Source organism: Pseudomonas sp. S3E17 (genome assembly GCF_024168685.1).
GTDB classification, from domain to species: domain Bacteria; phylum Pseudomonadota; class Gammaproteobacteria; order Pseudomonadales; family Pseudomonadaceae; genus Aquipseudomonas; species Aquipseudomonas marginalis.
Window position 1 is genome coordinate 3,191,586 of sequence record NZ_JALJWE010000001.1, and the last position, 21,144, is coordinate 3,212,729.

Sequence of the window (21,144 nt, forward strand, 5' to 3'; positions counted from 1 at the left end):
AGCAAATCAACTGTCCGACAGAGGGGTATCATAGCGGCCCTGCAGATCTTGCGGGCGCAGTTTAATGCCGTTGAACCGGCCGGTCAGGTGTTCATAGCCGGCGCGATAGCTCGGCTGCGGGGTGGCCTGGCCCAGGGACTGGCCCCAGGGCGTGGGCTGACTGCCAGCATCTTCGATGCTGACGCGCTGCATCAGGATGCTGGATTTCTTGGTTTTCTCACGGCCGAATGCGGCACAGGCACCATCGGAGGCCTGAACCCCGACGGTGGCACTGAGCATGGTTAAGGCCAACATCAGCTTCTTGATCGCAGTCATGGTGTTACCTCATTACGCGTTTGGCTGTGAGGCCAGACTACGCAGGCGCCCCTGAACTCCCCCTGAACAGGCTCTGAACCTCGCCTGAATCACGGCGGGCTATCCTCTTGCCCATCAACTCGGCAAAATACCGCCCATGACGCCCCTACCCGCTTGCTGCACCCCACTCGACGCCCATTGGCCGCTGCCCGCCCCCTTGCCGGGCACGGTGTTTCTCAGCACCCGGTTCGATCCCGCATTGCTGGCACCTGGCGACTTCCAGCATTGCGCCGTGCCGCCACCGGCGAGTATCCAGCGCTCGGTGGCCAAGCGACAGGCCGAGTTTCTCGCCGGCCGCCTGTGCGCGCGCGCAGCCCTGCAACAGCTCGATCAGATCAACTGCATCCCGGCGATCGGCGAAGACCGCGCACCGGTGTGGCCCGCCCATATCAGCGGTTCCATTACCCACAGCACCGGGCATGCCGCCGCGATTGTCGGGCACAAGGCGCAATGGCGCGGGTTGGGGATGGACCTGGAGAACCTGCTGAGCCTGGAACGGGCGGAGCGCCTGGCCGGGGAAATTCTGACGGCGCAAGAGCTGCAGCGTATGGCTGATGTGCCGCGAGCGCAGATCGCCTTGCTGGTGACGCTGACGTTTTCGGTCAAGGAGAGTTTGTTCAAGGCACTCTACCCGATCGTGCAGAAGCGCTTCTATTTTGAACATGCCGAGGTGGTGGAGTGGTCAGAGGCCGGGCATGTGCGCTTGCGCTTACTCACAGACCTTTCCAGCGAGTGGTGCCACGGCAAGGAACTTACCGCGCAGTTTGCGGTGAATGAGGGGCAGTTGTTGAGTCTGGTTGCCATCAGCGCTTGATACACCGCCATCAGAGTTTATCTTGATCCCGGGGCCAACTCAGGCTGAAGCACGCTCCACCCAGGTTGTTGCTCTTGCTGATCAACGCTCGCCCGCCGTGCCAATAAATGATGCGCCGCACAATCGACAACCCCAGGCCATGCCCGCCCGAGGCACGGGTACGGCTGTCATCCAGGCGCAGGAACGGCGTGAAGATACGCTCCCAGGCACTTTCCGGTACGCCGGGCCCGTCGTCCTCCACATCAATGCGACAGCGCACCTGGCCCACCTGATAACTGATCAGCACCTGGCTCTGGGCGTGGCGCATGGCGTTGCTCACCAGGTTTTGCAGGGCGCGGTGCAAGTAGCGCGGCTCGGCATCGACCCAAGCGTCGTCCCAGTGTGCCGACGACAGGCAAATCCCCCTGGCCACGGTCACCTGCGGGCGCAGTGGCGATAATTCGCCGATCACCTGGTCAAGCAGCGCATTGAGGTCGACCCGCTGGAAAATCAACGCCGGTGCACCCTGCTCAAGCCTTGCGTAGGTGAGCATTTCATCCACCAGGCCGTCGAGGTCCTGGATATCACTGTCCATGCCTTCCAGGTACTTGCGCCGCGCTTCAGGCGTGGCGGCGTCGCCGATCATCTCCAGGCCGAAGCGCAGGCGTGCCACCGGTGTGCGCAGTTCATGGGACACCGCGCGCACCAGTTCGCGCTGGATCGCCAGCAGTTGCTGCAGGTGCTCGGCCATGCCATTAAAGGCCGCCGCCAGGCGCCCCACCGAGTCGGCCCCCCGGGCCGGCACACGCACCTCGAGATTGCCTTTGGCGATGCGCGTGGCGGCGGCTTCCAGGCCTCGGAGCCGGCGCTCAAGCTGACGCACCAATAGATAGACAATCAGGCCGATCAGGGTCAGGCCGATCAACGCGATCAGGACCAGCCATTGTGCCGGATACGGGTTCATCTGATACAGCGGGCCGAGATCCAGCACCCAGGGCGTGCCGACCATGCCGGCAAACACGCGGATCGAATCGCCGCCCTTGCCCAGGGCCATGACCGTATCGCCCTCCGATACGCGGCGGCGTTGGTCGTCGTCCATGTCGGCCTGGTCGAGGGTCATCAGGTGCATTTCGAAACCAAAGCCCTTGGCTTCCTTGATATCCGCCAGCCGTTGCGGCTGCTCGGCCACGGGGAAGCGCACCAGTTCGTCGGCCAGCAGGTAAATGGTCGCGCGGGCCAGTTGCTCGCTGATCTGCTGCACCTCGCCCGTCAGCACCCACTGTTCCTTATCGCTGACCAGGCGCAGCACCCGGGCGGCATGGGGGCCGGTCTGCTCCACCAGCACCTGGCCGCGTTGCAGGCGGGTGCGCTGGCTGAGGTCCAACTGGGCATCGGTGAGGCTGCGTAATTCCAGGGGAATGCCGAGCAAACGCTCCCACACGGCCAGGGCGCGCTGGCGCTCGATGGTGCTCATGGGCTGCAGGTTGTCGCCCATCAAGGCAAAGGTGCCGTGGGCCAGGCGCTCGCGGTATTGGCCGCTGCGCACCTCGTTGAGCAGGTGCAGGGCCAGCACGCCGAGCAGTGCCACCAGAATCAGCGCCGCGCACATGCCGCCATAGATTCGCAGGAAGATCGAGTTCACAACGGCATATCGGCAGCGGCTTCAGGGACGAACAGATAGCCTTTGCTGCGGATGGTCTTGATCAGCCGTGGGTGGATCGGGTCATCGCCGATTTTCGGGCGAATCCGTGAGATGCGTACATCAATGGAGCGGTCCTGGCCGTCGTAGCCGATGCCGCGCAGGGCGATAAAGATTTCTTCACGGGACAGGATGCGCCCGGCATTCGCCACCAGCAGCCACAGCAGGTCGAACTCGGCACTGGTCAACTCGATACCTTCACCCTGCAGCCAGGCTTCGCGAAGGGCGTTGTCCACCAGCAGCGGGCCGAATTGCAGGCGGCGCTGGCTTCCTACGCTGGCGGGTTCCGCCGGCTCACTGCGGCGCAACAGGGCCTGGATACGCGCGAGCAACAGGCGCGGGCGCACGGGTTTGCACACGTAGTCGTCGGCGCCCATGTCCAGGCCGAGCACCTGGTCCATGTCGTCGGTGCGGGCGGTGAGCATCAGGATCACGCCGTCGTAGCGTTCGCGCACTTTGCGGCAAATGCTCAGACCGTCTTCGCCGGGCAGCATCAGGTCGAGAATCACCAGGTCCGGTTGCTCGGCGATAATCCGCGCCGCAGCCAGGGCGCCATCACCTTCCACAGAAACCCGCAGGCCGTTGCTCTCCAGGTAATCGCGGGTCAACTCGGCGAGTCGCTCGTCGTCCTCGACGATCAGGATGTGCCAGGCTTCTTGCTCCACGGGTGATCCTCGTTGTTATAGAAGGGATGCGTTGGCCGAGCAGGCCACACCTTATTTGTAATGTTTTGAGGGCATAACAGAGGCCGATTGTAGCCATGCCCAAGCCCTCTCGCACAAGCCGGGAAATCCATTCGGTGATCGCGCTTTTCTGTGATAGGGTTCGCGCCCTCAAAAATCCAACCGGCTGTTTTCAACTTGGAATATTCAGTGACAAACGGCCGAATCCAGCAGCGCTGCGGCCTACACGGGCGTTCCACGTTTCATACACATTTTACTCACAACGTTATCCACAGGTAGTGCGTTGCTAAGCCCCCCAAAACGCATTATCTTGTAGCTCGGCGCAAAAAAAACCCTACATGTAGGGTTTTCAGCGAAAAGACCCAACACAAATCAGACAAGAAACTCAAGCCCTTTCTTGCTCCTGCTGGGTCTAATCCAAGCATTTTTTGAAAGCCCAAACCGCTCAAGCGGATGGCAGCCGTTTTCAAGCTCCAACAGCGGAAAACGGTACGGGTGTTGCAGTGCTTGAACCTGGCAACTGTCACCCACCAGGAATACGGCCAAGGGCGTTTGAGCCCCGAACCGAAGACTTCGGCATGGAAGCGGCGCGTTCAGCTCCCTTCCTCCTGTCCCGAAGTTGTTATGCCAGGCCCAGGCCTGCTGTAAGTGCTTCAGGACGGAACGGTGGGCACCGTGATGGTGCCCAAATAAATATAGAAATGTGGAGACAACCCCCATGCAAACCGACACAACTCGCGAGAACCCGCAAGGCTCCGTGCCGCAGGCCGCCGATTCGACTATGGATCTGTCCGCCACTGCACCTGGCCAATTGCGCGTGATCAAGCGTAACGGGACTGTCGTTCCTTACACCGATGACAAAATCACCGTCGCCATCACCAAAGCGTTTCTTGCAGTTGAAGGCGGCACCGCTGCTGCCTCGTCGCGCATCCACGACACCGTTGCCCGCCTGACCGAACAGGTCACCGCGACCTTCAAGCGTCGCATGCCGTCGGGCGGCACCATCCACATCGAAGAGATCCAGGACCAGGTCGAACTGGCCCTGATGCGTGCCGGCGAGCAGAAAGTGGCCCGCGACTACGTGATCTACCGCGATTCGCGCGCCAAGGAACGTGCCGTCCGCACCCCGGCCGAAGAAGCCGCCGTGCAAGCGCACCCGTCGATCCGCATCACCCTGGCCGACGGCAGCTTCGCGCCGCTGGACCTGGGCCGCCTGAATACCATCATCACCGAGGCCTGCGAAGGCCTGGAAGAAGTCGACGGTGACCTGATCCAGCGCGAAACCCTGAAAAACCTGTACGACGGCGTGGCCCTGACCGACGTCAACACCGCCCTGGTGATGACCGCCCGTACCCTGGTTGAACGCGAGCCGAACTACTCGTTCGTGACCGCACGCCTGCTGATGGACACCCTGCGTGCCGAAGGCCTGGGCTTCCTGGGCGTGGCCGACAGCGCCACCCACCACGAGATGGCCGAGCTGTACGCCAAGGCGCTGCCTGCTTACATCGCCAAGGGTATTGAATTCGAATTGCTGAACCCGGTCCTGGCCACCTTCGACCTGGAAAAACTCGGCAAGGCGATCAACCACGAGCGCGACCAGCAGTTCACCTACCTGGGCCTGCAAACCCTGTACGACCGTTACTTCATCCACAAGGACGGGATCCGCTTCGAACTGCCGCAAGTGTTCTTCATGCGCGTGGCCATGGGCCTGGCGATCGAAGAGAAGCACAAGGAAGACCGTGCGATCGAGTTCTACAACCTGCTGTCGTCCTTCGACTACATGTCGTCCACTCCGACCCTGTTCAACGCCGGTACCCTGCGTCCACAGCTGTCGAGCTGCTACCTGACCACCGTGCCGGATGACCTGTCGGGCATCTACCACGCGATCCACGACAACGCCATGTTGTCCAAATTCGCCGGTGGCCTGGGCAACGACTGGACACCGGTGCGCGCACTGGGTTCGTACATCAAGGGCACCAACGGCAAGTCCCAGGGCGTCGTACCGTTCCTGAAAGTGGTGAACGACACCGCCGTAGCGGTCAACCAGGGCGGCAAGCGCAAAGGCGCCGTGTGTGCCTACCTGGAAACCTGGCACATGGACATCGAAGAGTTCATCGAGCTGCGCAAGAACACCGGTGATGACCGTCGTCGTACCCACGACATGAACACCGCCAACTGGATCCCTGACCTGTTCATGAAGCGCGTCTTCGATGACGGCAAGTGGACCCTGTTCTCGCCATCCGAAGTGCCGGACCTGCACGACCTGACCGGCAAGGCCTTCGAAGAGCGCTACGAGTACTACGAAGCCCTCACCGAATACCCAGGCAAGGTCAAGCTGTTCAAGACCATCCAGGCCAAGGACCTGTGGCGCAAGATGCTGTCGATGCTGTTCGAAACCGGCCACCCATGGCTGACCTTCAAGGACCCGTGCAACCTGCGCAGCCCGCAGCAGCACGTGGGCGTGGTCCACAGCTCGAACCTGTGCACCGAGATCACCTTGAACACCAACAAGGACGAGATCGCCGTTTGCAACCTGGGCTCGATCAACCTGCCGAACCACATCGTCAACGGCAAGCTGGACACCGCCAAGCTGGAACGCACCGTCAACACCGCCGTACGCATGCTCGATAACGTGATCGACATCAACTACTACTCGGTGCCACAGGCGCAGAACTCCAACTTCAAGCACCGTCCGGTCGGCCTCGGCATCATGGGCTTCCAGGACGCGTTGTACCTGCAGCACATTCCCTACGGTTCGGACGCTGCGGTCGAGTTCGCCGACAAGTCCATGGAAGCGGTCAGCTACTACGCGATCCAGGCTTCCTGCGACCTGGCCGACGAGCGCGGCGCCTACGAGACGTTCCAGGGTTCGCTGTGGTCCAAGGGCATCCTGCCGCTGGATTCGCAACAGATCCTGATCGAAGCCCGTGGCCAGAAGTACATCGATGTTGACCTGAACGAGACCCTGGACTGGGCACCGGTACGTGCCCGTGTGCAGAAAGGTATTCGTAACTCCAACATCATGGCCATCGCACCGACCGCGACCATCGCCAACATCACTGGCGTATCGCAGTCGATCGAACCGACCTACCAGAACCTGTATGTGAAATCGAACCTGTCGGGCGAATTCACCGTGATCAACCCGTACCTGGTCCGCGACCTGAAAGCCCGCGGCCTGTGGGACTCGGTCATGATCAACGACCTGAAGTACTACGACGGTTCCGTGCAGCAGATCGAACGCATCCCGCAGGAACTCAAAGAGCTCTACGCGACCGCCTTCGAAGTGGACACCAAGTGGATCGTCGATGCCGCCAGCCGTCGCCAGAAGTGGATCGACCAGGCTCAGTCCCTGAACCTGTACATCGCCGGCGCATCGGGCAAGAAGCTCGACGTGACCTACCGCATGGCCTGGTACCGTGGCCTGAAAACCACTTACTACCTCCGTGCCCTGGCCGCGACCAGCACCGAGAAGTCGACCATCAACACCGGCAAGCTGAACGCTGTGTCCAGCGGTAACCACGGTGATGATTCGGCGCTCGCCGCCCCGGCCGGCCCGGCACCAGTGCCAAAGGCCTGTGCAATCGACGAGCCGGATTGCGAAGCTTGCCAGTAAGCTGAGCCCACCCTGGGTTTAACCCCCCGGGTTGAATAGCCCCCGATATGCCTACGGTGTATCGGGGGTTTTCTTTTGCCCGGAAAAACCCGCGCAGAGGACTAGATCAACACGGTCGCTATACCCATTTTAGGTACACCGCCTCGCTGCCCCCATAACTCAATACGGCCGTTAATCACCGCCATCGAATGACCGCCATACGCCACCGTTCCGACTCTGCTGCTTCTCAAGTCGGCATCGGTCGCCTGCCTGTAAAGCCCCTTCAATCCCAAGCGATCCAGACCTTCGCGGGAGTACTCTCCATTGTTGAGGCTCTCCATGGCAGACCTGAAACTGTACCCTGCCGTGCCATCGTTGTTTTCCATCTGCGCCCGCTTGGCGCTCGCGGCATACATGAAGTTTGCAGACGTTATCATCGAAGGGTCATCCCCCTCGAAGCGGGCCTCCTTTGCCGCCTCTTTCAGTTCGCCCTTGGACACGTGAAGCTTGAATCCATCGCGCATCGTTACGTCATAGCCATTACCCGACTCTTTTACCTCCTTGAACACATCTGTCGGTTCCTTGCCATACCGCATCATGGCAGCCTTTATTGCGGAAACAGTCACACAGTTGCCGTCGGGTCCTTGCTTGAAACCACTCCAGATATTGCCCGGCTCTCGGCCAGTTCCCGGCTTTTGCCCAGGGTTACTGTTATCAGGCTTGTAGTTGAAATAGTTGGCCCCACTGGTATAGGGCTTGGTATTCATTGCTTCAGAGGGGCCAAAATCCTGCGGATTCACCCCTGCACCGCCCCGCCCGCCCCCTCCTCGCGGTGGCGGTGGCGGAGCCGGTGGCGTTACATCATCGTTATCAGGAAACCACTCCCGAAGCAGCCGCTTGAGAAGTTCAAGCAGCCTGCCATCGGCTTCTTCGGCCAGTTTCTTAAGGATTTCCTTGAATTTCTCGTCACCCAATTTCTCGCGCAACTCATTCAACTTGTTGCGCAGGTCCTGAACCGTTTGGGTCTTGCCATCTTTATCTGCATCGAGCAACTGGTTGAGCAACGACTTAACCGTAGATACTTCAGCAGCAGGTTCAACAGGCGGCGAATCACCTCGCGCAACGCCCGACAAAAAAGGTATGCGACCCGTACTTGACGCAGAAACTTCTGAACTCCACATCTTTGGTGCTCCCATTGATTGGTAAGCCCGCAAGGCTCTGGACCAATCAGTGGCAAGGCAGGAATGGAGTGTTCCTCCCCAAGCATTTCGACAAGTAACCTTAATTTTTTATGGTTTTTTCTTACACCCACAAAAAAGCCCCTCTTACGAGGGGCTTGTTATGGAGCCTACGGCATCAGGTCATCTGAATGATGGTCTGCATGATGGTGCTCTGGGTCGAGATGGTCTTGGCGTTCGCCTGGTAGTTGCTCTGGGCCTTGATCAAGTCCACCAGTTCGTTGGTCAGGTTGACGTTGGAGTTCTCCAGGGAGTTGGCCACGATCGAACCCAGGGTACCGGATTGCGGGGAGTCATAACCCGGCTGGCCCGAAGCGAAGGTCTCTCTCCAGGTGGTGCCGCCCGATGGCTGCAAGCCTTGCTCGTTGTTGAAGCTGGCCAGGGAGATCTGGCCGATGGCCTTGCTCTGCTGGTTGCTGAACGTGGCGAACATTACACCGCTGCCGTCGATTTTCAGGCCGGTGATCTGGCCAGTGGCGTAACCGTCGGTGGTCGGAGGATTGCGGTAGCTGGCCGAGTTGTATTGGGTCACGTCGCCCAGGTTGACGGCAATATTCGGCGCTGTCGCGTCGTTAGGCGTCCATACACCGTTGGTCACCGAACCCGGTATCCAGCCGGTGAGCGTCAGGGTGGTACCGGTCACACCCGCACCGGCGATACTCAGCAACTTACCGGCACCGTCAAAGTTGAAGGTTGCCGGCACGGGCGCAGTGGCGCCAGTGGTTGTAGGCTTGGAGCCATCCAGGTTACGGCCATCGATCAACGTGTAGGCCTTCCACTCGTTGGCGTCTGTTTTCACCATGTACTGCACCATCTCGTGGGAGTTGCCCTGGGCATCGAACAAGGTGGTGCTGTTCTGGGTGGTGAAGGAACTGGATTCGCTTGGGTCAAACGGATTAGTGGTCTGATTGATCACCGGCGCCGACGAGTTCAGGTTACTGGTGGAGTCGACTTTAGTGGACGCTTTGGGTGGCAGGTACGACAGGTTCAGTTGCAGGTCGGTCAGGCCGCCCTTGACGATCTTGCCGTCCGCGTCCGCTGCGTAGCCCTGCAAGCGCGAAGTACCGGTGTTGTTGGTGATGTAGCCGTCTTTGTCGGCACGGAAGGCACCGCTACGGGTGTACTCCAGCGAGCCATCGCTGCCCTTCTGCACGAAGAAGCCACCGCCCTGGATCGCCATGTCCAGCACGCCGCCGCTGTTGTTGACGTCACCCTGGGTGAACTGCTGGGACACCGCTGCCAGGTTCACACCGTTGCCGATGCTGTTCTGGCCGGTGCCCAGTTTGGACGCGGCGTAGATATCCGCGAATTCCGCACGGGACGACTTGAAGCCAGTGGTCGCAACGTTGGCGATGTTGTTGCCGGTTACGTCCAGTTGTTTGTTGGCCGCATAGAGGCCGCTAAGGCCGATATTAAAAGACATGTTTCTCTCCCTCTGCCGTATTTAGCCGGCTCTATGTACCGATAGTCTGAATTTGCGACAGCTTGACGCTGCCCATGCCACCTGCAAGGTTCAGCAGCATTTCGCCGCCGGTCTTGCTCAACGTCACACTGGTCACCGTTGCCGGCAACGAAGTCGCCATGGCCACCGATTCACCCTTGTCGTTCTTGGTCGTCGCCGCGAAGGTGTAGGTGCCGGCTGGGGCGACCTCGCCCTTGTCGTTCTTGCCATCCCAGATGAAGTCGGACGAACCCGCGCTTTGGGCACCCATATCGATAGTGCGCACCACGTTGCCGTCTTTATCGGAGATCTTGATCGAGACGTTGCCTGTCGCCGCAGTCACCGCCACCGAACCGGTCATGCTCTTGCTCGTGTCCACCAAGGCCTTGTTGGTCTGGGTGATGATCGAGCGCCCCACCAGCGACGAAGCCTGCAGCGCCTGCGACGAGCTGAAGTTGCTGGAGATCGCATTGACCGAGTCGTTCAGGGTGTTGATGCCTTCCAGGCTGCTGAATTGCGCCAGCTGGGCCACGAACGCACCGTTGTCCTGAGGCGACAGCGGGTTCTGGTTTTTCAGTTGGGTCACCAGCAGTTGCAGGAACGCGTCCTTGCCCAGTGACTGGCTGCCCGTCGCCGTCTTGGTAGCATCGGCGACGGTGGTGTTGTCGGTGGCGGTCTTGACCTTGGAGTTGAAAAGGTCCTGGACTGCCGTATTGGTCGTGGTATCAACGATGGCCATTATTTGGCGCCCCTTATCACTGACCCAGGGTCAGGACCTTCTGCATCATGGTTTTGGCGGTATTCATCATTTCCGCGTTGGTCTGGAACGAGCGGCTGGCGGAGATCATGTCTGCCATTTCCTCGACCACGTTGACGTTGGGGTAATAGACATAACCCTTTTCGTTCGCGGCAGGATGGTTCGGCTCGTAACGGGCCTCGAGGTTGCTCTGGTCTTCGACCACACCGAGCACCTGCACGCCCTGGCCGGCAGCATCCTGGTTCTGGAACAGCGAATCGCTGCCACCGCTCTGGCCACCCTGGAACATGGTGGCGAACACCGGGTGACGGGCACGGTAGGTCTGATCGATGCTCGAAGACACGGTCTCGGCGTTGGCGATGTTACTGGCGACGGTGTTCAAGCGCGTGGTCTGCGCGCTCATGCCACTGCCGGCAATATTGAAAACACTGGACAGGGACATGGCTTACTCTCCACGCAGGGCTGACATCAGCCCTTTGAATTTACTGTTGAGCAGGGTAAAGCTGGCCTGAAAGTTCACCGAGTTCTCGGCATAGGCCGATTGCTCCAGCTGGGCGTCGACGGTGTTCTGGTCGATCGACGGCTGCATCGGCGTGCGATACAGCAGCGACTCGTCCCCACTGCTCAGGCCTTGCGCTTCGATATGACGGCTGTTGGTCATATTCAAGGCGAAGGTGCCGTTCTTGGTCTTGTCCTGCTGTGCGGCGAGCACGGCAGAGAAATCCAGGTCCCGAGCCTTGTAGTTCGGGGTGTCGGCGTTGGCAATGTTGTTGGCCAGGACTTCGGCACGCTGGGCGCGGAAGCCCAGGGCTTGTTCGTGGATACCGAGCGCTTTATCGAAGCTGATGCTCATGGCGGAAACCTTTAGGCTGACCTGCTGTTCGTTAACAGGGTTATAGCAAGGCGCATGCCAATATCTGATACCCCCGTAAATCAAGGGGTTGCGAGGAGCTTGCCGGCGGCAATGCCAGAAAAGCGGCAACGGGTTTCCGCGTGGCGCCAGTAAAGCGGCAATGGGGAGTTGCCGCTTTCGTCAACTTTGCCGCAGAAACAAATGTGGGAGGGGGCTTGCCCCGATAGCGTTTGATCAGTTGATGTCTCTATCACTGATACACCGCTATCGGGAGCAAGCCCCCTCCCACATATTATTTGGCCTGATTATTTGGCCTGGTAGATGATCCCAGGGCTGCATTGCACCATCTGGAAGTGATCCGGCAAACCATTGAGCGCCTCGGATGCACCGAGGAACAGGTAGCCGCCACGCTTGAGGGTGCCGTGGATGCGCAACAGGATGTCTTTCTTCACCTCTGCCGAGAAGTAGATCAGCACGTTGCGGCAGAACACCATGTCGAACTTGCCCAGGCTGGCGTAGCTGTCGAGCAGGTTGAACGAGCGAAACTCCACACGGTTCTTGATCGGCGCCTTGACCGCCCAACGCCCTGCCCCTTTCGGGTCGAAGTAGCGTTGCAAACGTTCCTGGGACAAGCCACGGCCCAGGGCCAGGCTGTCGTACTCGCCGGTCTTGCAGTTGGTGAGCATGGTGCCGGACAGGTCGGTGGCGACGATCTGCGCTCCGGCTTTCAGTTGGCCCATGTTGGTCCGCTCGAACTCATCGATGGACATCGAAATCGAGTACGGTTCCTGACCCGAAGAGCAGGCGGCCGACCAGATACGCAGGCGCTGGCCCGGGCTGGCCTTGATGGCCTCCGGCAGCACTTTGCTCTTGAGCACTTCAAAGGGGTAGGTATCGCGAAACCACAGGGTTTCGTTGGTGGTCATGGCATCGACCACCATCTCCTTGAGGCCACTGCGCGGCTGCCCCTGGATCCGCTGAACCAACTCGCCCAGGGATTTGATGCCCTGCTGCTCCATCAGTTTGTTAAGACGGCTGGATACCAGGTATTGCTTGTTTTCACCGAGCAATATGCCACAGGCTTTTTCCAGGAAGACCCGGAACTGTTCAAAATCCAAATTACCCGTAGACACTGATACCGCCTCTAAAATCGTATGACCGCCAGGGGAAAACCCTAGCCGTGATCTGCTGCCTTGATCCGGTCGACTACCCGGGATGCCAGGTCATCAGGGCGGAATTTGGCCAGGAAGTCATCGGCACCGACTTTCTTGACCATCGCCTGATTGAATACGCCCGACAACGAAGTATGCAGGATGATATGCAGTTTTTGCATGCGTGGATCGCTGCGTATCTCTGCAGTGAGGGTATAGCCGTCCATTTCCGGCATCTCGATGTCAGAGATCATCATCAAGAATTCTTCTTCCGGCTTCTTACCTTCATCCACCAGCTTACGCAGGTAATCCAATGCCTGACGCCCGTCATTGAGGGCGACAACGTCCACGCCGACGGTTTGCAGGCAGCGAGTCACCTGTTTACGCGCCACCGAGGAGTCATCCACCGTCAGTACACGCAGCGAGACCGCCTTGTGCGCCGTCTCGGCGTCGACCACACCCACGGAAATCGACTCCGAGGTGGGCGCCACTTCGGCGAGGATCTTCTCCACGTCGATGATCTCCACCAACTGGTTATCGACCCGCGTCACCGCCGTGAGGTAGTGATCGCGACCGGTGCCCTTGGGCGGCGGATGGATCTCTTCCCAGTTCATGTTGACGATGCGCTCCACCGAGCGCACCAGGAAACCCTGGGTCTTGGTGTTGTACTCGGTAATGATCACGAACGGGTTCTCGCGATCCTGCAGGCCGGCCGAGCCGGTGGCCAGGGCCAGGTCAAGAATCGGGATAGTCGCACCACGAATATTCGCCACACCGCACACCACCGGACTGGACTTGGGCATGATCGTCAGCTTGGGACATTGCAGCACTTCCCGCACCTTGAATACGTTGATGCCATACAGCTGCTTGCCATCCAGGCGAAACAGCAGCAACTCCAGGCGATTCTGCCCTACCAGCTGTGTGCGCTGGTTTACTGAATCCATTACTCCTGCCATGCCATGACTCCTACGCTAAAACCTTTGGCTATACCTACAAGGGCGGCGCGCCCCCAACACTAAAACGGCACGAGCTTTGCTATTTGTTGAATTATGGACATTAAAACGACAGTTTCCCGACGCCTTCACCTGACACGGTTTTGCAGATTGCTCTGCGTACCGCTGGCGCTGCTTGCCTTCAGCCTGGGCACCACGGCCCGTGCAGAGAACGTCACCTTGCCTGATCTACTTATCGGCGTCACCCAAGGCTTTCTTGAGTTCACTGTAGAAGATTATCTGGCAACCACACAGACGCCGGGGCGTTATGAAATCCAGGTCAACCAGTTGGACCCGCGTCTGCGCATGCCGATGTGCGACAAGGAATTGACAGCGACCCTGGAAAGTCCCGCCCAACCGATCGGGCGCGTAACGGTAAAGGTACGCTGCGAAGGTGCCTCGCCCTGGACCGTGTTCGTACCGGCCCAGGTCAAATTGTTCCGTGATGTGGTGGTGGTTGCCCGCCCGCTGAAACGAACGGGCATCATCGATTTCGAAGACGTTGTACTGCGTGAGCGCGACATCAGCCAGATCAGCCAGGGCTACCTGACATCCCTGGACCAGGCCATCGGGCAGAGATTGACCCGACCAGTGGTCACCGATCAGGTCATTACCCTGGTGCACCTGGAACAGGCGGAGGTCATCCGCAAGGGCGACCAGGTGGTGATTTCCGCGAGCAGCGGCGGCTTGAATGTAAAAATGCCGGGCGAAGCGCTCTCCAACGGCGGCATGAGCGAACAGATTCGCGTCAAGAACCTCAACTCCAACCGCGTGATCAAGGCGCGGGTGACAGCCCCAGGGCAAGTCGAGGTCGCGTTATAGATTACTGGTACAGGACGCTGGGTTTTCCTACACTGTGCACGAGAGGCCCCGTGCGGAGATTTATTGTCATTCGCGCCTAAAGTTTGTCCGGGTATGGCCGAAAACATGGCAAGCGTCCAAATACCCAGAGGTTTTTTTATCATGGTCATCGATTTCAGCCGTTTGAATAACACCCCGACGACGTCAGGCACTACGCGCACTACCAGTCCCAAGGACAACGTAGAAGCCAAGGCCCCTGCACTGCCCGCCAAGGCAGAACAGGCCAGTGCCAGCCAAAGCGGGGAATCCGTACACCTGAGCAATGAGGCTCAACAGTTGCAGAAGGTCACTGACTCGCTGCGCGACCAACCGGTAGTCAATAAAGCCCGCGTGGCCGAATTGAAACAGGCGATCGCCGATGGCAGCTATAAAGTCGACAGCAACCGTGTAGCCAGCAAGCTGCTTAACTTCGAAGCCGAGCGCTAGGCAAAGGCCTGCGCAGGGCTTTTGGACGCTTAAAACCCAAGGCCAGCCATGCATCACGACGAACATTTGCTTCAACTGATCATTGATGATCTAGCGCCGACGCAACAATTGCTCGAGCTGCTCAAAGAAGAATCACTGGCCCTCTATGGCCGGGACATGCCGCTGCTGGAAGAAATTCTGGCACGCAAGCAGTCGTTGATCGTCCTGCTGGAACAGCACGGCAAAAAACGCAGCCAGATCCTCATCAGCCTCGGCCTGCCGGCAGACCACGACGGCCTGGCGCAGTTGGCCAGCCACTCCTCGGTCGGCGATCAACTGCTGAGCCAGAGCAAAGAACTCAACCAATTGCTCGCCCAGTGCCAGGAAGCCAACCTGCTTAACGGTCAGTCGATCCAGCTTCAGCAAGCTACGACCGCCAACCAGTTGCGTATACTCCACGGCGGAGAGCCTCCGGCACTCTATAACGCCCAGGGCTCCACCTCGCGCCTGGTCAAGCCAAGCACTCGCAGCCAAGCCTGACACCGGTTTACAGCGCGCCCTATCCAAGGCCCGCCACATGCTGGCAAAATGCCGGTTCTTGCGTGTAGTCGTATTTTGTCTGGAGATGGAAGAACCGTGTTCAACGCCCTTAATGCGGAAGATGCCCCGCAGCCACCCAAGGTCCTCACCACGCCTCTGGAAATCGCCGGCACCTTGCGGATGCTGCAAGACAGCCATGACCCGCTGATCATCACTTTCCACGAACGCAGCCAGCGCTTCCAGAGCTACCTGGTGGACGTCAACCGCGACAGCAACACGCTGGCGCTGGACGAAATGATCCCCCGCGACGGCGAGCGCCACCTCGAAAACGGCGAACCCTTTCGCATCGAAGGTTTCCATGATGGCGTACGCGTCGCCTGGGAAAGCAATGGCACCTTGACCATCAGCGAAAAAGACGGCCACCGTATCTACACCGGCAGCCTGCCGGGCGAGGTGGTCTACCATCAGCGCCGCAATGCCTTCCGCGCCGCGTTGAAGCTGGCGCAACTGGTGAATATTGAGCTGGGCGGCGAGAAGCTTCAGCTGCCGATCAACGGCAAACTGCTGGATATTTCCGCCACCGGCTGCAAGTTGCGTTTTGAAGGCGATATTTCCGAGCGCCTGCAACTGGGCCAGGTCTACGACCGTTTTATCGCAGCCCTGCCGTTTGGCAGCATGACCACCGCCGTCGAACTGCGATACCTGCACTTCGAGGAAAGGATCAACACGACCTTTGCCGGTGTGCGCTTCCACAACATGAGTGGTTTGGTGCAACGCCAGGTCGAGCGTTTTGTGTACCAGTTGCAGCGTGAAGCACGACGGTTCGACAAAGACGACGATTTTTGATCCTTAACCATCGCAGCAAAAAATACGGGCAGACCCTTTGGGATCTGCCCGTTTTTGCTTTCAGGGGCGCGCCCTGCTCAATTCGTGAGGATGCTCGTCCGGCCCCAGGGGCTCAGGTGGCCCTTCGAAGACGCGCTCATCCACCGGCGGCTCCGGATCGGCCTGCGGCTCGGGATCGGGGACCGTCTGCATCTGCTCCTGCACCACCTGCTCGTCCACCCGCGGGTCCAGCGCCGCCACCAGCGGTGAACTCGACATACTGTCGGGCATTGCCACGTGATGCAGGGGGGCATCTTCCACCTGGTGCAGGTTGGTCACCGCCTTAGGCCGGATTCGCCACACCAGGATCAGCGCGCACAGACTGAAAAACGCATACAGCATCTGGCTGCCGAACAGCTTCATCACCACACCCGCCAGCAACGGCCCGACACTGGCGCCGATACCGTAGGTCACCAGCAGCATGGCCGTCAGCGAGACCCGGCGATCCCCCTCTACATGGTCGTTGGAAAACGCCACCGCCAATGGATACAGGCAAAACTGCACGAGAGAACACAGGAAGCCCGCCACAAACAGCACTTCCAGCGGCACTTGGGTCATGATTGCCAACGGCAGTGCCGCCACCGCCAGGCACAAGGCGAAGCAGCGGATCAGCAGCGCGCGATCATAACGATCCGACAGCCAGCCCAACGGCCACTGCACCAGCAACCCGGCAAAAATGCAGCTACCCATGAACAGACCCACCTGTTCAGTGCTCAACCCTTGCTGGGAGGCATACAGCGGCGCCAGGCCGTAGAACGAACCGACGATCAACCCCGCCCCCAACACCGTACTCAGCGACTGCGGCACACGCTTGATAAAGAAACGCGGCTCCATCGGCGCAGGATGCAAGGCCGCCGGGTGAATGCGTCGGGTCATGGCCACCGGCACCAGGCACAAGGCGAAGCACAGCGCCACCAGCATCAGCAACTCCAGGCCAAGCTGGGGATGCATCACCAGTATCAACTGGCCCAATACCAGACCCAGGTAGGAAGCGATCATATAACCGCTGAACACCACGCCACGCTGCTTGGCATCGGCCTGCTCATTGAGCCAGCTCTCGATGACCATGTACTGGCACATCATCCCCAGGCCCACGATTACCCGCAGCACAATCCAGGCCGGCAGCCAATCGACCAGGCCATGGCCCAGCACCGCCGCACCGACAATCCCGGCACAGGTGGCGTAGGCACGAATATGCCCGACCCGGGCAATCAGGCGATGCCCGATCTTGCCGCCCAGCACCAGGCCAAAGTAGTTGGCCGCCATCAGTGCACCCACCCATAGGCTGTCGACGTGGTCGGCCGCCAGGCGCAAGGCCAGGTAGGTACTGAGCAGGCCAGAGCCAATCAGCATCATCAAGGAGGCGAAATAAAGGGCTCGAAAAGATTTCCAGATCTGGCGCATCGGCGTTCCGAGCGGCTCCTTGCGGTGAGAGACAGGGCTATCGGCATGATAGTCCGGGGTGACAGGGTCCGGACAGGCAACATGCGCTGTTCCGGGGATTATTTTGCTTACAGCTCAGACGCTGTCGGATGGGGCGCAAGGTACATGGTTGCGACAAATACATCACAGCACCTGCTGTGAACCTTGATCGGCGACAAGGTTCGACCTGCGTGTAAAAAGATCGAGCGCCCACAAAAAAGCCCCGCCAGGAGGTTCTGTGCGGGGCTTTCTCGACGGACTTCGAATCTGGTGTCCCAGGGCCGGTTCGAACGGCCAACCTTCCCCTTAGGAGGGGGATGCTCTATCCAATTGAGCTACTGGGACAAATGACAGCCATCAGGCCAAGGGCACTGCGACAGACGGCGTGCATGTTAACGGCCGAACTGGGTTTTGTCATGTCGTCCGTGGGCTTTTTGAGTGTAGGCCGAGCCTTACCGGAACGATCGCGGTTTCGCCCCGCAAATACGGGCACTTGGCCTGATCGTGCAAAATGCACTCCTCCAAAATGCCAGCATTGCAAATTGCAACCCCGCACCCTGCTAAAGTAAACTCAAGCCATTGATTTTAATGAATTTATATTTTGGCACGACACCTGCAACAGTTCTCCTGCAAGCCCCATTCAGCCAAGGCATTAAACGGAGAACACGACCATGAACAGTGCCATTCTGTTAGCTCTCAACACCGTGGCCTTGGCTGCACTGGTGATGTTCCACTTTCAATCGACGGGCAGCAACGACCCCGCTCAGATTAGCCAGCAGGCAGTCCCCCACCACTTGCAACAACGTCCGCAACTGGCCGTGATGACACCGAATGCACAAGCGCCAGTACGCCTGACTCAAGGCGCCCAGGCCGCGCCCGCATCTGAACACTGGGTTTTTTAAGGACACTGATGATGAGCAAATTTGCCTGGCTGTTTCTGTGCCTCACCATCGCCACTGGCCTTATGGGACTGAGTGCAAGCTCCCAGGATGGGCAAACCAGCGCATTCGTCGCTGCCGGCGTTTTCGCAAGCCTGCTTCTGTTGACGCTCGTCGTGGGTCGCCGAATCAAATTTGACCCGGTTTTACGCTGACCCGTCCCTTCTCTACTCTGCCCTCCCCCTACCTTATGTCGCCTCACCCTAGTAAATCGGCAAATTGCCACTAGTCTTAAAACTAAGGGCAAAAGGCCACTTTGCTATAGGATGTGCGGCCTCAAACCCTGTGCTGGCCTGGACTTACGGAAAGTTCCGTTGCGGAATCACCCATGGAAAAGTTTTCCAACCAGTCCGCAAAAATGCAAATGAGTGCTGGCATAAAGCCTTTAGGCAGTTCAATATTTGTCACAGAATTGACGCCAAGGAACTGGCAAATCTGAGGCATGATGCGGCCTCTTTGCAATTCGGGTTGAACTTTGGTCGTGAGTCTTGTCTTAACACTCATCTTGCGGCCAATTCCAATAACCGCTCCCCTGAACTAACCGGTTAAATATATGCGCCCATTGAAACAGGCAATTTATTCCAGCCGTACGGCTGACAAGTTCGTCGTACGTCTGCCAGACGGAATGCGGGAACGCATTGCCGAGGTGGCTCGCAATCATCACCGCAGCATGAACTCCGAAATCATCGCGCGCCTGGAGCAGAGCCTTATTCAGGAAGGTGCGCTGGGTGACGAACTGAGCATGCGCCTGGACAGCCCTGAGCTGTCGCTGCACGAACGCGAACTGCTGCAGCGTTTTCGTCAGCTCTCCCACCGCCAGCAAAATGCCCTCGTCTCGCTTATCGCGCACGACGTCGAGGCGGCCGCAGAAGCCAATTGATCCGCCACTGAAAGCCGAAGCCAGCCGTGTGCTGGCTTTTTTTTGCCTGGGATTTATACAGGTCTCGACATTTTTATCACGCCGCAGCTGTCGAGCCTTGGCGAGGCTGCGTTTGCGCCCTGTCTGGCACACCGCTGACCCAGCCTCGCCAAGGCTCGACAACTGCTATGCAGAGGGCGCCCGCCCGAGAAAGATCAGAGCAAAAAGATCGTCGCCAAACCGAGGAAGATGAAGAAGCCACCACTGTCGGTCATGGCCGTGATCATCACGCTGGCGCCCATGGCCGGGTCGCGCCCAAGGCGTGCCAGGGTCATGGGGATCAGCACCCCCATCAGGGCCGCCAGCAGCAGGTTGAGGGTCATGGCAGCGGTCATCACCACCCCCAGGGACCAACTGCCGTACAGCAAGTAGGCCACCACGCCAATCACCCCACCCCACACCAGGCCATTGATCAGGCCCACTGCCAACTCCTTGCGCAGCAGGCGCGAAGAGTTGGCGGTACTGACCTGGTCCAGCGCCATGGCGCGTACGATCATGGTGATGGTCTGGTTGCCCGAGTTACCACCAATGCCTGCCACAATCGGCATCAACGCCGCCAGGGCCACCAGCTTCTCGATGGAACCTTCGAACAGCCCGATCACACGGGAGGCGATAAACGCAGTAATCAGGTTAACGGCCAGCCAGGCCCAGCGGTTATGCAGGGAACGCCAGACTGACGCAAAAATATCTTCCTCTTCACGCAAACCCGCCATGTTGAGGACTTCGGTTTCACTCTCTTCACGAATCAAGTCGACGATTTCGTCGATGGTCAGACGGCCGATCAGCTTGCCGTTCTTGTCGACCACCGGGGCGGAGATCAAGTCGTAACGCTCAAAGGCCTGCGCTGCGTCGTAGGCATCTTCATCGGGATGAAAGCTCACGGTATCGCTGGCCATCAGGTCAGCTACCTTTTTCTCCGGATCGTTGACCAACAGGCGCTTGATTGGCAGCACGCCCTTGAGAATGCCTTCATAGTCGACCACGAACAGTTTGTCGGTATGGCTCGGCAGCTCTTTCAGCCGGCGCAGGTAACGCAATACCACTTCCAGGCTGACATCTTCGCGGATGGTGACCATCTCGAAGTCCATCAGTGCGCCGACCTGATCCTCATCGTAAGACAGCGCGGAACGCACCCGCTCACGCTGCTGAGTGTCCAGCGCTTCCATCAGTTCATGGACAACATCACGCGGCAACTCAGGAGCCAGGTCGGCCAGTTCGTCAGCGTCCATCTCCCTGGCGGCCGCCAGCAGTTCGTGATCGTCCATGTCGGCGATCAAGGTTTCACGGACCGAGTCGGATACTTCGAGCAGGATATCGCCGTCGCGGTCGGCCTTGACCAACTGCCAGAGGGTCAGTCGATCATCCAGCGGCAAGGCTTCGAGAATGTAGGCAACGTCGGCGGAGTGCAGGTCATCGAGCTTGCGTTGCAACTCGACGAGGTTCTGGCGGTGAACCAGGTTTTCCACCAGGTCGTTATTCGGACCATCCTGGCGGTGCGTGAAATCTTCGACCACGCGCTGGCGCTGCAGCAGCTCGATGACTTGAGCCAGGCGATCCTGCAGGCTTTCTTGTGTTTTCTTTACTTCTACTTCGGTCATAGGCGAACTCCACTCCCAGCAGC

At 59.1% G+C, this 21,144-nt stretch carries 21 protein-coding genes and 1 tRNA gene; 9 read left to right on the plus strand and 13 right to left on the minus strand.

What is annotated here, in order from left to right; all coding sequences use genetic code 11:
* Nucleotides 1-6: 6 nt before the first annotated feature.
* On the minus strand, nucleotides 7-315 hold the full coding sequence (locus tag J3D60_RS14135) for a hypothetical protein (protein WP_253491782.1): 309 nt from the start codon (nucleotides 313-315) through the stop codon (nucleotides 7-9).
* A 136-nt stretch (nucleotides 316-451) separates the two neighbouring features.
* Here J3D60_RS14135 and J3D60_RS14140 point away from each other — a divergent pair, with 136 nt between their 5' ends.
* On the plus strand, nucleotides 452-1,168 hold the full coding sequence (locus tag J3D60_RS14140; RefSeq protein WP_253491783.1) for a 4'-phosphopantetheinyl transferase: 717 nt from the start codon (nucleotides 452-454) through the stop codon (nucleotides 1,166-1,168).
* A gap of 10 nt (nucleotides 1,169-1,178) precedes the next feature.
* Here J3D60_RS14140 and J3D60_RS14145 read toward each other — a convergent pair whose 3' ends face one another.
* On the minus strand, nucleotides 1,179-2,789 hold the full coding sequence (locus J3D60_RS14145; RefSeq protein WP_253491784.1) for an ATP-binding protein: 1,611 nt from the start codon (nucleotides 2,787-2,789) through the stop codon (nucleotides 1,179-1,181).
* A complete protein-coding gene (locus J3D60_RS14150) occupies nucleotides 2,786-3,511 on the minus strand; it encodes a response regulator (RefSeq protein WP_253491785.1) in 726 nt (241 codons plus the stop codon). Before J3D60_RS14150 ends, J3D60_RS14145 begins: the two co-directional genes overlap by 4 nt.
* Nucleotides 3,512-4,247: 736 nt before the next feature.
* Between J3D60_RS14150 and J3D60_RS14155 the strand changes: the two genes are divergently transcribed.
* The gene (locus J3D60_RS14155) at nucleotides 4,248-7,142 is read left to right on the plus strand and encodes a ribonucleoside-diphosphate reductase subunit alpha (protein WP_253491787.1); all 2,895 of its coding nucleotides are present in this window, start codon (nucleotides 4,248-4,250) and stop codon (nucleotides 7,140-7,142) included.
* Nucleotides 7,143-7,243: 101 nt separating this feature from the next.
* Here J3D60_RS14155 and J3D60_RS14160 read toward each other — a convergent pair whose 3' ends face one another.
* From J3D60_RS14160 to J3D60_RS14190, 7 genes are all read right to left on the minus strand, one after another.
* On the minus strand, nucleotides 7,244-8,185 hold the full coding sequence (locus J3D60_RS14160; RefSeq protein WP_253491789.1) for a hypothetical protein: 942 nt from the start codon (nucleotides 8,183-8,185) through the stop codon (nucleotides 7,244-7,246).
* 292 nt (nucleotides 8,186-8,477) lie between these two features.
* A complete protein-coding gene (flgE, locus tag J3D60_RS14165; protein ID WP_065939079.1) occupies nucleotides 8,478-9,782 on the minus strand; it encodes a flagellar hook protein FlgE in 1,305 nt (434 codons plus the stop codon).
* A gap of 31 nt (nucleotides 9,783-9,813) precedes the next feature.
* Nucleotides 9,814-10,539: a flagellar hook assembly protein FlgD gene (gene flgD / locus J3D60_RS14170; protein WP_065939080.1), complete on the minus strand. Its 726-nt coding sequence runs from the start codon at nucleotides 10,537-10,539 to the stop codon at nucleotides 9,814-9,816.
* A 16-nt stretch (nucleotides 10,540-10,555) separates the two neighbouring features.
* The gene (gene flgC / locus J3D60_RS14175) at nucleotides 10,556-10,999 is read right to left on the minus strand and encodes a flagellar basal body rod protein FlgC (RefSeq protein ID WP_024076985.1); all 444 of its coding nucleotides are present in this window, start codon (nucleotides 10,997-10,999) and stop codon (nucleotides 10,556-10,558) included.
* A gap of 3 nt (nucleotides 11,000-11,002) precedes the next feature.
* Nucleotides 11,003-11,410 (minus strand): flagellar basal body rod protein FlgB, encoded by a 408-nt coding sequence (gene flgB / locus J3D60_RS14180; protein ID WP_003175633.1) that lies wholly within the window; start codon nucleotides 11,408-11,410, stop codon nucleotides 11,003-11,005.
* A 305-nt stretch (nucleotides 11,411-11,715) separates the two neighbouring features.
* Complete coding sequence (cheR, locus tag J3D60_RS14185; RefSeq protein ID WP_027607785.1) at nucleotides 11,716-12,543, minus strand: protein-glutamate O-methyltransferase CheR; 828 nt, start codon at nucleotides 12,541-12,543, stop codon at nucleotides 11,716-11,718.
* Nucleotides 12,544-12,584: 41 nt separating this feature from the next.
* Complete coding sequence (locus J3D60_RS14190; RefSeq protein WP_027607784.1) at nucleotides 12,585-13,517, minus strand: chemotaxis protein CheV; 933 nt, start codon at nucleotides 13,515-13,517, stop codon at nucleotides 12,585-12,587.
* 93 nt (nucleotides 13,518-13,610) lie between these two features.
* Between J3D60_RS14190 and flgA the strand changes: the two genes are divergently transcribed.
* The 4 genes from flgA to J3D60_RS14210 all read left to right on the plus strand — a co-directional run bounded on the left by flgA (nucleotide 13,611) and on the right by J3D60_RS14210 (nucleotide 16,205).
* Complete coding sequence (gene flgA, locus J3D60_RS14195; RefSeq protein ID WP_065926183.1) at nucleotides 13,611-14,375, plus strand: flagellar basal body P-ring formation chaperone FlgA; 765 nt, start codon at nucleotides 13,611-13,613, stop codon at nucleotides 14,373-14,375.
* Between the two features lie 141 nt (nucleotides 14,376-14,516).
* On the plus strand, nucleotides 14,517-14,840 hold the full coding sequence (flgM, locus tag J3D60_RS14200) for a flagellar biosynthesis anti-sigma factor FlgM (protein ID WP_065939081.1): 324 nt from the start codon (nucleotides 14,517-14,519) through the stop codon (nucleotides 14,838-14,840).
* 48 nt (nucleotides 14,841-14,888) lie between these two features.
* Entirely contained in the window at nucleotides 14,889-15,359 is a 471-nt protein-coding gene (locus tag J3D60_RS14205) for a flagella synthesis protein FlgN (RefSeq protein ID WP_065939082.1), read from the plus strand.
* A gap of 96 nt (nucleotides 15,360-15,455) precedes the next feature.
* Nucleotides 15,456-16,205 (plus strand): flagellar brake protein, encoded by a 750-nt coding sequence (locus tag J3D60_RS14210; protein WP_065939083.1) that lies wholly within the window; start codon nucleotides 15,456-15,458, stop codon nucleotides 16,203-16,205.
* Nucleotides 16,206-16,265: 60 nt separating this feature from the next.
* On the opposite strand, the gene J3D60_RS14215 is transcribed toward J3D60_RS14210, so the two are convergent.
* On the minus strand, nucleotides 16,266-17,648 hold the full coding sequence (locus tag J3D60_RS14215) for an MFS transporter (protein ID WP_253491791.1): 1,383 nt from the start codon (nucleotides 17,646-17,648) through the stop codon (nucleotides 16,266-16,268).
* Nucleotides 17,649-17,934: 286 nt separating this feature from the next.
* A tRNA-Arg gene (locus J3D60_RS14220) sits at nucleotides 17,935-18,011 on the minus strand.
* A gap of 326 nt (nucleotides 18,012-18,337) precedes the next feature.
* Between J3D60_RS14220 and J3D60_RS14225 the strand changes: the two genes are divergently transcribed.
* The 3 genes from J3D60_RS14225 to J3D60_RS14235 all read left to right on the plus strand — a co-directional run bounded on the left by J3D60_RS14225 (nucleotide 18,338) and on the right by J3D60_RS14235 (nucleotide 19,484).
* Nucleotides 18,338-18,568 carry a hypothetical protein gene (locus J3D60_RS14225; protein WP_065939085.1) on the plus strand — a complete coding sequence of 77 codons (231 nt, stop codon included), beginning with the start codon at nucleotides 18,338-18,340 and terminating at the stop codon, nucleotides 18,566-18,568.
* A gap of 11 nt (nucleotides 18,569-18,579) precedes the next feature.
* Nucleotides 18,580-18,759: a PA3371 family protein gene (locus tag J3D60_RS14230; RefSeq protein WP_065939101.1), complete on the plus strand. Its 180-nt coding sequence runs from the start codon at nucleotides 18,580-18,582 to the stop codon at nucleotides 18,757-18,759.
* A gap of 398 nt (nucleotides 18,760-19,157) precedes the next feature.
* Complete coding sequence (locus tag J3D60_RS14235) at nucleotides 19,158-19,484, plus strand: Arc family DNA-binding protein (RefSeq protein ID WP_003175643.1); 327 nt, start codon at nucleotides 19,158-19,160, stop codon at nucleotides 19,482-19,484.
* Nucleotides 19,485-19,678: 194 nt separating this feature from the next.
* On the opposite strand, the gene mgtE is transcribed toward J3D60_RS14235, so the two are convergent.
* The gene (gene mgtE, locus J3D60_RS14240; protein WP_065939086.1) at nucleotides 19,679-21,121 is read right to left on the minus strand and encodes a magnesium transporter; all 1,443 of its coding nucleotides are present in this window, start codon (nucleotides 21,119-21,121) and stop codon (nucleotides 19,679-19,681) included.
* Nucleotides 21,122-21,144: the final 23 nt, after the last annotated feature.